This window comes from Nioella ostreopsis (assembly GCF_004000255.1).
Lineage (GTDB): Bacteria > Pseudomonadota > Alphaproteobacteria > Rhodobacterales > Rhodobacteraceae > Nioella > Nioella ostreopsis.
The window spans coordinates 53,386-67,623 of sequence record NZ_RCIQ01000010.1; the positions used below are offsets into that span (position 1 = coordinate 53,386).

The 14,238-nt window shown below is 61.5% G+C and carries 11 protein-coding genes and 1 pseudogene; 3 read left to right on the plus strand and 9 right to left on the minus strand.

The window, feature by feature from the left end:
• Positions 1 to 35: 35 nt before the first annotated feature.
• Positions 36 to 1,604, minus strand: a complete 1,569-nt coding sequence (locus EP237_RS11860) for an ABC transporter substrate-binding protein (protein ID WP_127561113.1) — start codon at positions 1,602 to 1,604, stop codon at positions 36 to 38.
• Between the two features lie 495 nt (positions 1,605 to 2,099).
• Between EP237_RS11860 and betC the strand changes: the two genes are divergently transcribed.
• Positions 2,100 to 3,635, plus strand: coding sequence for a choline-sulfatase (gene betC, locus EP237_RS11865; protein ID WP_127561114.1), 1,536 nt, complete (start codon positions 2,100 to 2,102; stop codon positions 3,633 to 3,635).
• Between the two features lie 183 nt (positions 3,636 to 3,818).
• Here betC and EP237_RS11870 read toward each other — a convergent pair whose 3' ends face one another.
• Both EP237_RS11870 and EP237_RS11875 read right to left on the minus strand, forming a co-directional pair.
• Positions 3,819 to 4,838: a phosphotransferase family protein gene (locus EP237_RS11870; RefSeq protein ID WP_127561115.1), complete on the minus strand. Its 1,020-nt coding sequence runs from the start codon at positions 4,836 to 4,838 to the stop codon at positions 3,819 to 3,821.
• Complete coding sequence (locus EP237_RS11875; RefSeq protein ID WP_164744691.1) at positions 4,838 to 6,064, minus strand: acyl-CoA dehydrogenase family protein; 1,227 nt, start codon at positions 6,062 to 6,064, stop codon at positions 4,838 to 4,840. The genes EP237_RS11870 and EP237_RS11875 overlap by 1 nt, the downstream gene beginning before the upstream one ends.
• Before the next feature lie 152 nt (positions 6,065 to 6,216).
• Between EP237_RS11875 and EP237_RS11880 the strand changes: the two genes are divergently transcribed.
• The gene (locus EP237_RS11880; protein ID WP_206052289.1) at positions 6,217 to 6,990 is read left to right on the plus strand and encodes an SDR family oxidoreductase; all 774 of its coding nucleotides are present in this window, start codon (positions 6,217 to 6,219) and stop codon (positions 6,988 to 6,990) included.
• Entirely contained in the window at positions 6,987 to 7,721 is a 735-nt protein-coding gene (locus EP237_RS11885) for an SDR family NAD(P)-dependent oxidoreductase (protein WP_127561117.1), read from the plus strand. Before EP237_RS11880 ends, EP237_RS11885 begins: the two co-directional genes overlap by 4 nt.
• 212 nt (positions 7,722 to 7,933) lie before the next feature.
• Here EP237_RS11885 and EP237_RS11890 read toward each other — a convergent pair.
• The 6 genes and pseudogenes from EP237_RS11890 to EP237_RS11915 form a co-directional block, all read right to left on the minus strand.
• Positions 7,934 to 8,779: pseudogene (locus tag EP237_RS11890) on the minus strand (ABC transporter permease); the annotation flags it as partial.
• 14 nt (positions 8,780 to 8,793) lie between these two features.
• Positions 8,794 to 10,350, minus strand: a complete 1,557-nt coding sequence (locus EP237_RS11895; RefSeq protein WP_127561119.1) for an ABC transporter permease — start codon at positions 10,348 to 10,350, stop codon at positions 8,794 to 8,796.
• Positions 10,347 to 10,637, minus strand: coding sequence for a DUF1330 domain-containing protein (locus EP237_RS11900; RefSeq protein ID WP_071690844.1), 291 nt, complete (start codon positions 10,635 to 10,637; stop codon positions 10,347 to 10,349). Before EP237_RS11900 ends, EP237_RS11895 begins: the two co-directional genes overlap by 4 nt.
• A 98-nt stretch (positions 10,638 to 10,735) precedes the next feature.
• Complete coding sequence (locus EP237_RS11905; RefSeq protein ID WP_127561120.1) at positions 10,736 to 11,851, minus strand: extracellular solute-binding protein; 1,116 nt, start codon at positions 11,849 to 11,851, stop codon at positions 10,736 to 10,738.
• Positions 11,852 to 11,918: 67 nt separating this feature from the next.
• The gene (locus tag EP237_RS11910) at positions 11,919 to 13,019 is read right to left on the minus strand and encodes an ABC transporter ATP-binding protein (RefSeq protein ID WP_127561121.1); all 1,101 of its coding nucleotides are present in this window, start codon (positions 13,017 to 13,019) and stop codon (positions 11,919 to 11,921) included.
• Positions 13,020 to 13,392: 373 nt separating this feature from the next.
• On the minus strand, positions 13,393 to 14,202 hold the full coding sequence (locus EP237_RS11915) for a PaaX family transcriptional regulator C-terminal domain-containing protein (RefSeq protein WP_127561122.1): 810 nt from the start codon (positions 14,200 to 14,202) through the stop codon (positions 13,393 to 13,395).
• Positions 14,203 to 14,238: the final 36 nt, after the last annotated feature.

Below are 14,238 nucleotides of genomic sequence, written 5' to 3' on the forward strand. Positions count from 1 at the left end.
CCGGGCCAGAACGGCCCGGGGTGATGTGTGTCAGATCAGGCAAACCACCAGCGTTCGGCGATCCGGTGACCGTCATTGCGCCAGTTGGAAGCCACCTGCTCGCCATGCATCAGCGCATCGCTATGCGCGCCGACATAGGCCGCGAACATCGGGATCAGAGCGCCGCCCTCGTCCGAACAGATCTGCTGCATCTCGAAATACATGTCGCGACGCAGGTCTTCGTTCAGTTCGGCACGTGCCGCAAGAAGCAGCTCGTTGAAGCGCTCGTGGCTCCAGTAGGTCTCGTTCCACGGCGCGCCATCTGCATAGGCGGTCGAGAACATCAGATCTTGGGTCGGACGGCCGCCCCAATAGGTACCGCAGAAGGGCAGCTGCATCCAGACGTTGGACCAGTACCCGTCGTTCGGTTCCCGCACCACGTTGAGGTTGATGCCAGCCGCAGCCGCGGTTTCCGAATAGAGCACGCCCGCATCGACAGCGCCCGCGAAGGCGGCGTCGGCGAGGTGGATATCCACGTCGAGGCTGTCCACGCCCGCCTGCGCCAGGTAGTAACGCGCGCGATCGGGGTCGTAGGCTTTCTGCTCCAGCTCGGTGTTGTAGTAGAGCTGGCCGGAGCCGATCGGGTGGTCGTTGCCGACCGCGCCGTAGCCGTTGAGGATGGTATCCACCAGTTGCTGACGGTCGATTGCGTATTTCAGCGCCATGCGGATGTTGTTGTCGCTGAACGGCGCGGCGCGGGTGTCCATCGGCAGGCCGTAATGCTGGTTGCCCGCGACCGACAGAACCACCACGCCGGGGGCGCGCTGCAGCAGATGGACGGTGTTCAGGTCAGCCGAGTCGATATAGTCGACCTCGCCCGAGATCAGCGCGTTCTGACGGGCCGCCGCATCGTGGATCACGATCTGTTCGACGGCGTCGAAATAGGCCGCGTCCGATTTCCAGTATCCGTCATGGCGCGAGTAGGTTGCACCGACGCCGAATTCCAGTTCCTCGATCTTGTAGGGGCCACAGCCGTCCATGGTCATCGGGTCAATGGCGCCATCGGTCGATGGCAGGATCGGCAGGTGGTAATCCGACAGCACGAAGGGGAAGTCTGCGTTGCCGGAGGCCAGGGTGAACACCACGTTCATGCCGTCGACACGCATATCGGTGATCGGTGCCACGATCGGCGCGGCGGCCGAGGTGGAATCTTCGCCCATATGGTGACGCAGCGAGGCAACCACGTCTTCAGCGGTCAGGATATGACCGGAATGGAACTGCACGCCGGACCGGATGGTCAAGGTCCAGGTCGCGGCATCTGACGAGGCTTCCCAGCTTTCCGCAAGTTCCGGCACGATCGACCCGTCGGGGGCGATTTCCGTCAGGTAGTTGTTGCGCGTATGCGCCTGAAGGATGGTGAAGTCGTTTTCCCACGAACCCGGGTCCATCGAGTCGGTGGTGGAGCCATGGGCCTGTGCGACACGCAGGGTGCCGCCGCGCGTCGGCTGTGCGCTGGCCATGCGCGCGCCCATCGGGCCGATCAGGGCCGCACCGCCAATGGCAGACGCACCTTTCAGCACGCCACGGCGGCTCACACCGCCCGAAAGAAGTGAAGTCTTCATCATGTTGCTTTCTCCGCTGTTGTCATAGTTCTTTCGAGTTTCTCACAGTCTAGAGCTGTGTCTCGTTGGTTTGCATGGTCCGGAACAGGGGGTGTCATCGGACTCTCGTCGCATGGTCCAAGCCATGTTTTAAGCTAGACGGCTTTCGATATGCGCGGCAAGTGGTCTGAGCTGCACCCCCTGGGTCCCAATCGAAACAATGATCCTCAAATCCGCAAGCCAATTGCCCTGTTTTCGAGTTTTTCGAAACCTCAGTTCCGGAGTTCTGGCATGATGGCATCAAGTGCAGCGAGTCCATGGGGGCACTCTTGCACGGGTTTCCGAGGGCGAAAACCCAAATTCGACCGGTGATTGGCGATTTGCGACACGGTTTCCACAAATGAAAGAAATTTTCTTGCGTCTGGCCCGGATTTCCATGTCATTGGCACTGTACATGCCCCATTTGGTGCCGCGCCCGGCGTCGTGCCCGACCACCCCCCCCGAAAAGAGGACAGACAGATGCAAAGGCCCCCGAATATCGTGCTGATCATGGCCGATCAGCTTGCCCCGCATTTCACGGGCACATACGGCCATCCAGTGGTGAAAACCCCGAATATGGATGCGTTGGCGGCACGCGGGACGCGCTTTGAGTCCGCCTATTGCAACTCGCCGCTCTGCGCGCCGTCGCGGGCGTCTTTCATGACCGGTCAACTTGTTTCGAAAATCGGGGCCTATGACAATGCCGCCGAGTTCCCCGCATCGATCCCCACCTTTGCCCATTACCTCAGGATGATGGGGTATCGCACCTGCCTGTCCGGCAAGATGCACTTTGTCGGCCCGGATCAGCTGCATGGCTTCGAAGAACGGCTGACGACCGATGTCTACCCTTCTGATCACGCCTGGACGCCGGACTGGACTAATCCGCACGAGCGGATCGACAAGTGGTATCACAATATGGATTCCGTGAAGGAAGCCGGCCCTGCCGCGACCACGTTTCAGATCGAATATGATGAAGAGGCGACCTTCCTCGCCCGCCGCCGGATCATGGAATACGCCATGCGCGGGGCGCAGCCCTTTGCCATGGTGGTCAGCCTCATCCACCCGCATGACCCCTATGTGCCCCGGCCCGAGTTCTGGAACCTCTATTCCGACGACGAGATCGACATGCCGCAGACCGGGCTGACCGACGACCCGCACACGCTGCGCGTGCATCACGGGATCGGCGCGGATGCGCAACCGGTGACGGAGGAAGAAATCCGCAATGCACGTCACGGCTACTACGCCAACACGTCCTATTTCGACTCGAAGGTCGGCGAGATCGTGAAGGCGTTGGAGGAATCCGGGCAACTGGACAACACCATCGTTATCGTGACCTCGGATCATGGCGACATGCTTGGCGAACGCGGGCTCTGGTACAAGATGAGCTTCTTCGAGCATTCTGCTCGAATCCCTATGATAATTGCGGGTCCGGGTGTCGAGAACCGGACCGTGGCAGAGCCCGTCAGCCTGCTCGACATGCTGCCCACCTTCCTCGATATCGCCGCCTCCACCGGGCAAACCGCCCCCGATCCGGCGATGGACCTGGACGGGCGGTCGCTTTGGCCGCTGCTCCTGGGGGCTGTGGATAACCCGGCTGGTGGAGAGGTGCTTGGGGAGTATTGTGCGGAATGTGCAAGTGATCCGATCTTCATGATCCGTCGGGGAACGCTGAAATACATTCACTGTCGGGCTGATCCACCTCAATTATTTGATCTTTCTGCTGACCCGTTTGAACGAAACAACCTTGCCGCCGACCCTGCTTTCGGAACAGTTGTTGCAGAGTTTAAAGCGTTCATTTCCGCAAAATGGACCGAAGACCCGCTCTACGAGGCCATTTTGGCCAGCCAGAAGCGGCGCGGACCGGTGCATCGCGCGATGGAGATCGGCAAACTGGTGAGTTGGGACTATCAGCCGCCCCGTGACGCCGCGCAGGAATTCGTGCGCAACCATATGGATTGGACGGTGGCAGCAGAGATGACCCGCTTCCCACCTTTCAAAGCGAAATCAGACAGTTAATACAAGGCGGCTCGCCTTTAAGATGTTTGATCAAACAAAAAGAATGCCCCGTCAGTTCCAAAGCTGGCGGGGTATGACTTTGATTGGGTCCTGCGGCCATTCTTCATAGATGACTCGAGACTCGCTCGACAACTGACTGGATTCCAATAATGAATCTGATTTCAACGGCTTAGAGGGGCCGAGTCAGCCCTGCCCGTCGAGAATTTCACAGGCTTTTTCAGCCAAAGGTGCCGCAAGCGCCCCCACCTGCAGCGCCCGATCCGAAGACGCATTGCCCTGCAATCCGCGATAGCCCACGCCCTGCACGATGGCGGCCAACCGAAACAGGCCGAAGACCAGATAGAACGGCCAGTTGTCGATCCCCGAAAGCCCCATTCTGTCACAATACCGCGCGACGTATTCCTCTTCCGTCGGCACGCCAAGACTTGCCCGGTCCACCCCCTGCAATCCGCTCAGCACCGGCCCCGGCGGCATCCGCCACAACATGCATTGATAGGCCAGATCGGCCAGCGGATGGCCGAGTGTCGACAACTCCCAGTCCATGACCGCGATCAGCCTTGGCGTGTCTGGCGCGAACATGACATTGTCCAGCCGATAGTCGCCATGCACCAGCGACACGCGCCCGTCATCGGCCACCATATTGGCGCCCAACCAGTCGATGATCCGCTCCATCGCCGGAATGCTCCCGGTCTCCGTCGCGCGATACTGGCGCACCCAGGTTGCGAACTGGCGCTCGTAATAGCTCCCTGCCCGGCCAAAATCCGCAAGGTCCACGGCCTCCAGATCCACCGAGTGAATCGCCGCCAACCCCACATTCATCTGATCATAAATCGCGGCGCGCTCCGCAGGCTCCATCCCCGGAAGCGATGGGTCCCAGAACACCCGGCCCTCCACGAACTCCATCACGTAGAACATCGCCCCAAGAATGCTGTCATCCGAGCATAGATGAAGCGCGCGGGCCACCGGCACATCCGTTTCGGCCAAGGCTGACAGCACCCGAAACTCCCGGTCCACCGCATGGGCGGATTTCAGCAACTCGCCCGGCGGTTTGCGGCGCAATACATAGGCCCCGCTTTCGGCGCGCAGCTTGTAGGTCGGGTTCGACTGGCCATCAGAGAACTTCTGCGCCGTTCGCAACCCGCGAAAGCCCGGAAGATGCGCCTCCAGATAGCTGCCTAACCGTCGAAGCTCCGCCTCTTCCATCAGACCGGCCCCTTGTTGCCCTCGTGATGCGCCCTGACCAGCTGCCGCCCAAGCGCCATCATATGCACCTGGTCCGGCCCGTCGGCAAAGCGTATCTGTCTGGCATAATTGAACAATTCCGCCAAAGGCAAATCCTGCGTCAGCCCCTTGCCGCCGTGGATCTGGATCGAGCGGTCAATCACCGTCTGTGCCATCATCGGGGCGACAATCTTGATCGCGGAAATCAGATCCTTCGCCGATTTCGCGCCCTCCCGGTCGATCTTGGCCGCGGCCTTCAGCGTCAACAGGCGCGCCTGTTCGATCTCGCACCAGCTTTTGGCGATGTCCTCGCGCACCGATTGATGCTGCGACAAACGGCGTCCGAAGGTTTCACGTTCCTCGACCCGGTCCATCATCAGCTCCAGCGCCCGCTGTGCTGCCCCCACCAGTCGCATGCAATGATGAATGCGCCCGGGACCGAGCCGCCCTTGTGCGATCTCGAACCCCCTGCCCTCACCAAGCAGAAGGTTGTCCGCAGGCACCCGCACATTGTCGAACGCGATCTCCGCCTCGCCAAAGGGCGCGTCCGCATAGCCAAACGTCGTGACATGACGCAAAATCTTCAGCCCCGGCGCATCCCGCGGCACCAGGATCATGCTTTGCTGCTTGTGGCGGTCGGGATTGTCCGGGTCGGACTTGCCCATGACAATGAACACCGCGCAACTGTCGCGCATGCCCCCGGTCGTGTACCACTTGCGCCCGTTGATCACATACTCGCTGCCATCACGGCGGATCTCCGTGCGGATATTGGTGGCGTCCGAGGACGCGACATCGGGTTCCGTCATCGCAAATCCCGATCGGATCTCGCCTGCCAGCAAAGGCTCCAGCCAACGCGCCTTCTGCGCGTCGGAACCATAAAGCATAAGCGTTTCCATGTTGCCCGTATCGGGCGCATTGCAATTGAAGATCTCGGGCGCCCACCAGACCCGGCCCATGATCTCGGCCAGCGGCGCGTATTCGAGGTTCGACAGCTCCCCGCCATGGGCCTTGGGACGGAAGAGGTTCCACAACCCCGCCGCGCGGGCCTTTTCCTTCAGATCCTCGTAGAAATCAGGCGTGCGAAACGGCGTCTCCGTCGTCTCGAAATGCCGCGCAAAGACCGGTTCCGCCGGATAGATATGTGCCTCCATGAACTCGGTCAGGCGCGCCTGCATCTCGCGCATCTTCGGCGTTGGTTCGAAATCCACCGGTTCTGTCCTCCCTCGCTGGCTGGCGCTACGTTCTTGGCCCGGCCATGAACTGTCAACTGTGCCGTGGTGTCATTTCCCACAAACCCCCGAAAGCCCTTGCCTTTCGGGTCCTCCCCTCTAGCCTTTCCCGCAAAGAGGGAGGCGCAGACTTGACCATCCAACCACACCCGCTATTCGACCTCACCGGGCGCGTGGCGCTTGTCACCGGTGCCAGTCGCGGCATCGGCGAGGAGATCGCGAAGATCCTGGCCGATCACGGTGCCCATGTGATCGTGTCCAGCCGCAAGCTTGACGGCTGCACCGCCGTGGCCGAGGCCATCACCGCCGCAGGCGGCAGCGCCGAGGCCTTCGCCTGTCATATCGGCGACATGGATCAGATCACCACCGTGTTCGACCATATCAAGGACACCCATGGTCGGCTCGACATCCTCGTGAACAACGCCGCCACCAACCCCTATTTCGGGCATATCCTCGACACCGACCTCGGCAGTTTCGAGAAAACGCTCGACGTCAATATCCGGGGCTACTTCTTCATGTCCGTGGAAGCTGGCAAGATGATGCGCGATCAGGGCAAAGGCGCTATCGTCAACACGGCCTCTGTTAACGCGCTGGAACCCGGTGACATGCAGGGCACCTATTCGATCACCAAGGGCGCGGTGGTGAACATGACCCGCGCCTTTGCCAAGGAATGCGCACCGCTTGGTATCCGCGTGAATGCGCTGGCGCCCGGCTGGACCCGAACGCGCTTCGCAGGCGCGCTGCTGGACAGCGAAAAACACTACACCGAGATCATGGCCCGCTTGCCGATGAAACGCCCCGCAGAGCCGTCAGAGATGGCAGGCGCGGTGCTCTATCTGGTCTCGGATGCTGCCAGCTACACCACCGGGGAATTGCTGGTCGTCGATGGCGGGCTGACCATATGAAACGCTTTGAAGGCAAGGTCGCGCTCATCACCGGGGCCGCCAGCGGCTTTGGCAAGCTGCTGGCCGAGGCACTGGCAGCAGAAGGCGCACTTCTGGTCATGGGGGACCGAAACAAATGGGGTCTGCGCCATGTCGCGCGGGGTCATCTGGCAACGTACATGCGCTGTGACGTGACGAAAGAGGATCGCGTGAAGGCGCTCTGTGACCTCGCCATCGAACAGTTCGGGCGGCTCGACATAGCCGTCAACAACGCCGGCATCGCAGGCCCGATGAAGCCCCTGACCGAGATCCGCGAAGATGAGTTCGACCTCATTCACGCGGTCAACGCCAAGGGCACGTTCTTCGGCCTCAAGCACCAGATCCCCCTGATGCGGGACACCGGCGGCGCGATCCTCAACGTGGCCTCCGTCGCGGGCCTCGGTGCAGCCCCCAAGCTGGCCGCCTATGCCGCCGCCAAACATGCGGTGGTGGGCCTCACGAAAACCGCCGCCATCGAGGAAGCGCGCAACAACATCCGCGTGAACGCCGTCTGCCCCTTCTACAGCCCCACGCCGATGGTCACAGACAGCGACATGGCCGGGATGCAGGAATTCTTGGCCAACGCTTCCCCGATGAAACGTCTCGGGACGCCCGAGGAAATCACCGCTGCTATGCTGTCCCTGCTCGATCCGGCCAACAGCTACATGACCGGTCAGGCCATCGCCATCGACGGGGGCGTGACCGCCTACTGATCTTCTTCTTGGCCCAAATACTCCCGCCGGAGGCGTCCCAACCTCACCACCGGGGACCGGGGCCTGACACCCAAGCGCCGTCCTCGCCACGCAATCGCGGCAGCACGCGCCGAGGAGGTCCCCGCGCAAGCGGAGGGTGACGAGGCGCGTTCCCGGGTCGACGCCGAAGGCGGCGAAACGAAAAGGGCGGCCCCGAAGGCCGCCCTGATCCATCAACCGGGGCTCATCCCCCGCAGCCGTTCCGACCGCCGTCTGAGCAGTTCCACCGTTGTCAGCAGAGCGATGGAAATCACCACAAGGATCGTCGCAACCGCCAGGATCGTCGGCGAAATCTGCTCCCGCAGCCCGATGAACATCTGCCAGGGCAGTGTCTTCTGACCGGCGGAGCCCACGAACAGCACCACAACCACTTCGTCAAACGAGGTGATGAAGGCAAAGAGACCCCCGGAAATCACGCCCGGCAGGATCAGTGGCATCTGCACCTTGAAGAAGGTCGTCACCGGATCCGCCCCGAGGCTGGCCGAGGCCCGCGTCAGCGACTTGTCAAAGCCCACAAGCGTCGCGGTCACGGTGATGATCACGAAGGGAATGCCAAGCGCCGCATGGGCCAGCACAACGCCCAGATAGGTCCCCTGCAGCCCGATGCGGCTGTAGAAGAAATACATGCCGGCGGCCGAGATGATCAGCGGCACGATCATCGGCGAAATCAGGATCGCCATGATCGCGCCCTTGAAAGGCACATGGGACTGCGACAGGCCAATGGCGGCCAGGGTTCCGAAGGCGACCGACAGCAGGGTTGCCATGGGTGCGATCCGAACCGAGTTCCACAGGGGCTGCTGCCAATCGGGATTGGTGAAGAAATCCCGATAGTGATCCAGCCCGTAGGCATCCGGATCCAGCGCCAGCATACCCGGCGTGAAGGTAAAGAAATCCTCGGCGTTGAAGCTCAGCGGGATGATCGTGATGATCGGGGCGATCAGGAAGAAGAAGATGAACCCGCAGATCACCCGGAAGCTGTAGAACCAGATCTTCTGGCCGGTGGAGGCATAAGGAGGAAGGCTGCTCATGGTCTTTACCCCAGCTTCACGTTGTCGATGCCCACGATGCGGTCATAGATCCAGTAGAGGATCAGCACGACCCCGAGGAGGATACTGCCAAGCGCAGCGGCCAGACCCCAGTTGAGCGACGATGAGATATGATAGGCGATCCGGTTCGAGATGAAGGTCCCCGTCCGGCCCCCAACCAGTTCCGGCGTGATGTAGTAGCCGATGGCGAGGATGAAGACGAGGATACACCCCGCCCCGATCCCCGGGATGGATTGCGGGAAATAGACCCGCCAGAACGCCGTCCAGTCCGTCGCGCCGAGCGACTTGGCCGCGCGCACATAAGACGGCGGGATGGTCTGCATCACCGAATAGAGCGGCAGGATCATGAAGGGCAGAAGGATATGCGTCATCGCGATGATCGTACCCGTCTGGTTGTTGATCAGTTGCAATCGCGCGTCATCGGGCACCATGCCGATCCAGACCAGGATGTCGTTGATCACGCCTTGCTGTTGCAACAGCACCTTCCAGGCCGAGGTCCGCACCAGCAGCGAGGTCCAGAAGGGCAGCAGAACAAGGATCATCAGCACGTTCGATATCCGCATCGGCAGGTTCGCCAGCAGGAAGGCGATCGGATAGCCCAGCAACACGCAGCTGCCCATGATGACCAGCGACATGAACAGCGTCCGGCCAAAGAGCGTCACATAGATCTGACGGTCTTCCGGCTGCGCGGTGATCCCGTCCGCCGACAGTTGCATGTCGATGGCGGTCAGGAAATAGCCGGGCGTGTAGGAGGGCGAATAGACCCAGATCGTTTCCATCAACTCGGGGTTCAGCCAGTCCTCGTCCAGCTCTTCGAACTGATCGCGGATCGACAGGCTGTCAAAGCTGCTCACGGCTTCTGCGGCGGTGCTCAGCAATGCGTTGCTGCCGGAATAGCCGTTGCCGGCCAGGTCACGATACAGCGAGAAATACACGAAATCTTCGATGTTTTCCTCAGCCGGATCATCATCATTGGCCTCGATGGTGATCCGAACCCATGTGTCGAACGAGTCTGCGGTCTCGGGCAGCGCGGCGCGAATGGCGCTGTCGCCCATCAGCCCGGTCCAGGTGGCGTAGTCGGCCCAGGCTGTATCCAGATCGGTGAATTGATCGGTATAGAGGTCGGTGTCAAAGCGGCCCACGCCGCGGCCTGCCTGCCGGAACAGCGACGAGATACCCGTCATCTCGTAGTTCAGACGGCTGCCAACGCGGGTGTGGCGGCGGAACTCGGCGGCCTCGAACAGGTCGATATACAGCCCCGCATATACGTCTTCCCCCGGCGCTTCCTCGTGGTTTTCCCACGCTTCCATCGCGGCGACGGTGCGTGGCAAGGTCTCTCGCACGATCTGGTTCTCGACCGAGCGGAACAGCATGTCCGCAATCGGCAGGATGAAGGTGATCAGGATGAACAGAAGCAGCGGCGCAATCAGCAGCAGCGCACGGATCTTCTGGGCCCTGAGCGCGCGATTGAGGCTCGCTTTCAGGGGGCGCCCGTCGGCGGCCAGCACCGGGCCTGCGGGGGTCTGTGCCGTATTGTCGGTCATTCGTGGCCTTCCACTAGGATGATGACACTATCCGCCGAGGCCCGGCGAATTTCGGCCACTTCCTGATATTCTGGGTCGTTATACGCGGCCTTGGCGGCCTCAAAGCTCGGGAATTCGATTACCACATGGCGTTCGAATGTCTCACCTTCCGGCACTTCCGACCGGCCGCCCCGAACGATGAACTTTGCGCCCAGGTTCTGAAGGATCGGCGTATCGCGCCGGATATATTCCGGGTAGGCGTCAGGATCGGTGACGGTGATATGTCCGATGATATACCCCTTGGGCATCTGTCCCCTGCCTTTCGTGGTGATCTGGCAAGGCGATCACATCGCCTTGCCACTGTCTTTGGTCGTAGGGCGGGGAGATCCCCGCCGCTACAATCGCCTTACTGCGACAGCCACGCCTGGAAACGGGCGTCCATGTCATCGCGGTAATCGGCCCACCATTCGTAGTTGAACAGGAAGGTCCGGGTCGCGTTGGCCGGGTCGGTCGGCATATGCGGCGCCATGTCGATACCCAGTTCGGCATGCTGACCCACCAGCGGTGCAGAGGACGCGCGGCCCGGACCGTAGGAGATGTAAGCAGCCTGATCCGCCAGACGCTGCGTGTCGGTTGCGAAGCGGACGAAGTCCAGAACGCGAGCCAGACGGTCTTCCGGCAGACCTTCGGGGATGATCCAGCCATCAAGGTCGAACACCTGCGCGTCCCACATCATAGCGACGGGCTGGTCCTGCTCTTCGATCAGGCTGAACAGACGACCGTTATAGGTCGAGCCGAACACGACTTCACCATCCGCAAGAAGCTGCGGGGTGTCGGCGCCGGCAGTCCACCAGACGGTGCTGTCGGCGATGGTATCGAGCATGGCGAATGCCTGCGCGATGCCTTCTTCGGTTTCCAGAACGTCATAGACGTCTTCCTGTGCAACGCCCGAGCACATCAGCGCCCATTCCATGTTGCCGATCGGACGACGTTCCAGGGAACGCTGACCGGGGAAGGTTTCCAGGTCGAACACGTCACAGATGTCGTCGGGGGTGTTGCCGCCCCAGGCTTCCACGTCGGTGCGATAGCCGAAAGTGGTCGAATACACGATCTGCGGGATGAAGCAGTCGGACACGATCAGGTCGCCGAAGTCTTCGGAGGCCGGGGTACCATCGGGCGCCGGGGCCAGAACTTCGTCATGGTCGATTTCCATCGCCAGACCTTCGTCGCACAGGCGCATGGCGTCAGCGGCCACAACGTCAACCAGATCCCAGGTGATGTTGCCGGCTTCGTTCATGGCGCGCAGACGGGCCACGGCTTCAGCCGAGCTTTCGTCCCAGATCACTTCCAGGCCTTCATGCATCGCCTGGTAAGGCGCGGAGTATGCATTCACCTGGCTGGCCTGGTAGGCGCCACCCCAGCTGACAAGGGTCATGCTGTTCGCCATATGGGCGTCTGCATGCGCCATGGATGCGGTCATAACCGCGCCCGAGGTCAGCATAAGAGCTGTCTTGAGTTTCATGAGTCTCTCCTCTGTTGGTCGTCTTTATTTAATGGGTCCGCCCCCTTGGCAGGAGCGGGTCCGTTGCTCAGGCGTCCAGCGCCCGGCAATCCTCTGCGCGCCAGCCGATCTCGATCTGTTCGCCGGGCTGTAGCCGGCGCTGATCGGGGGCGTTACGCGTCTTGATGATGAAATCCTCGTTCCCGGCCACACGGAGCCGGGTGCGATAGATGTCACCCATATAGATGAACTCCAGCACTTCCGCCTTGATGGTGTGCGCGCCGGGGGTCATCCGTTCCTTGTTGAATTCCACCCGCTCGGGGCGGATCGACACGAGCGTCCGCTCGCCAACCTTGCTGACGTTGACCGGCTTGGTGTCGATGATCTCGCCATCGTCCAGCCGCACCTCTGCGCGGTCTCCGTCGATCTTGCTAACGGTTCCCATCAGCGTGTTATTCTCGCCGATGAACTGCGCCACGAAGCTATTGGAGGGTGCCTCATACAGCTCGTCCGGCGGGGCCAGCTGCTGAATGCGGCCATCGTCGAACACGGCGACGCGGTCCGACATGGTCAGAGCTTCGGTCTGGTCGTGGGTCACATAGACCGTGGTGATGCCGAGGTTGTGGGCGAGGTTGGTGATCTCGAACTGCATATGTTCGCGCAGCTGCTTGTCGAGCGCGCCAAGCGGTTCGTCCATCAGAACCAGTTCCGGTTCAAACACAAGCGCACGCGCCAGGGCGATCCGCTGCTGCTGACCACCGGACAACTGGGCCGGACGGCGGCCGCCGAAATCGCCCATCTGCACCATGTCGAGCGCCCGCTTCACCTTCGCTTCCTGGTCGGATTTGCTCATGTTGCGGACTTGCAGCGGGAAAGCGAGGTTTTCGGCCACCGTCATGTGCGGGAACAGGGCGTAGTTCTGGAACACCATGCCGATGCCACGCTTGTGCGGCGGGATGTTGTTGATCGGCTGACCGCCCAACAGGATTTCCCCGTGGGTTGCGGTCTCGAACCCGGCCAGCATCATCAGACAGGTGGTTTTCCCAGACCCCGAGGGACCAAGCATGGTCAGGAATTCACCCTTTCCAACGCTGAGATTGAGGTCTTTTACGACGAGTGTTTCGCCATCGTAGCTTTTCTGCACGCGGTCGAAGACCACGAAGTTTTCCGATCCGGAACTCGCGTTCATGTTTCTTCCCTGTTGTCCGGCGCCGTGGCGCTGGTTCTTATTTTCGGCTCTTGCGGCCATTCTTTATGCATTAGCCTCAGTTTCCGGCGCGTCAAGCGACGCATGACCTTCAAAAACCGACACTCATGTCCTGCTCCCCACCTTATGCGCACAGACGAAGGCGTCCAACCCCAGTCTAGAATTTAGTTCGAAAGACCAAAATAAGGGGGTTTGATAGGCAATCAGTGCAAGGGGTTGCGCGATTGATACGCAGAAGACGGCTCTTGGTGGCATCCGATCCCGACGCGCCGCTCGCGTATCGGGAATCAGATCGTGGGCCAAAAGGCCGGGATCACGCCCCGATTCGCGGTGATCGAGAATCGGAATGCGTCGGTCACAGGGCCGCTTCCAGTGAAAGCAGCTGCGGGGCGGGCAACCGGTCCATCAGCGAGCGGAAGAGACCCCGGCAGTCCGGTCCACGCCAACCGACGGGAAAAAACCAGTCCGGCAGGTCGGGATGACGAAACAACAAGCGCCGCCAGCTGTGAACGACAAGCAGACGCAGCGCCGCGCATTCCGCAAGCGCCAGCGGCGTGGCGCGATCCAGCTGGGACAGCAGCGTCGCGAAATCCCGCTCCAGCGCCGCGTATTGTGCCAGCAGGTCCGGCGGGCAGACCTGATCCCGCAGCCAGTCGGGCACCGAGACCCGCCCGGTTTCCACCCCCAGCAACCCTTTGAGATCCCCGGGCAGCGGCCCCGGCCCGATCACCACCTGCGACCCGACCGGCAGGTATTCCCCTGTCAGCAGGACACTGTCGAGCTGGCTTCGGCCGGTCTGTTCGCCGGTGCCGGACACCAGAAGGTGCCACCTGTCGGGAAAGCCGCGCTCGGCATCGTAGATGCGCGGGCTGGCCTCGGCGCTTTGCCTGCGCCCCATGGGGGTCAGGAAATGCAGGCTGCCCCGCCCTTCGCGGACACTGTCGATCCAGCCATCCTTGCGCAGGCGGAACAGGGCCACGCGCATCGCTTCGGGCTTCACGCCCATCATGCCAACGAGCCGCGTCAGCGCCGCGCCGCTGATCCGGTCCCGTTCCTGCCGGGCGAGATCGCCGAAAATGGTCACGATCAGCGACCAGACCCGGTGGCTCTCGCCCCCGGTCAGCAGCGTCGCCGCGTCCCTGAATGTCTGGCTTTCCGTCTCCATGGCGCGACTATAGGCAGGCGCGCCCTGACCCGCCAC

Bases quoted from the DNA above. Each gene is read 5' to 3' on its own strand.
- EP237_RS11910 (WP_127561121.1), bottom strand. From the start codon at position 13,019: ATGAACGCGAGTTCCGGATCGGAAAACTTCGTGGTCTTCGACCGCGTG.
- EP237_RS11905 (WP_127561120.1), bottom strand. From the start codon at position 11,851: ATGAAACTCAAGACAGCTCTTATGCTGACCTCGGGCGCGGTTATGACC.
- EP237_RS11885 (WP_127561117.1), top strand. From the start codon at position 6,987: ATGAAACGCTTTGAAGGCAAGGTCGCGCTCATCACCGGGGCCGCCAGC.
- EP237_RS11860 (WP_127561113.1), bottom strand. From the start codon at position 1,604: ATGATGAAGACTTCACTTCTTTCGGGCGGTGTGAGCCGCCGTGGCGTG.
- EP237_RS11900 (WP_071690844.1), bottom strand. From the start codon at position 10,637: ATGCCCAAGGGGTATATCATCGGACATATCACCGTCACCGATCCTGAC.
- betC (WP_127561114.1), top strand. From the start codon at position 2,100: ATGCAAAGGCCCCCGAATATCGTGCTGATCATGGCCGATCAGCTTGCC.
- EP237_RS11895 (WP_127561119.1), bottom strand. From the start codon at position 10,350: ATGACCGACAATACGGCACAGACCCCCGCAGGCCCGGTGCTGGCCGCC.
- EP237_RS11915 (WP_127561122.1), bottom strand. From the start codon at position 14,202: ATGGAGACGGAAAGCCAGACATTCAGGGACGCGGCGACGCTGCTGACC.
- EP237_RS11870 (WP_127561115.1), bottom strand. From the start codon at position 4,838: ATGGAAGAGGCGGAGCTTCGACGGTTAGGCAGCTATCTGGAGGCGCAT.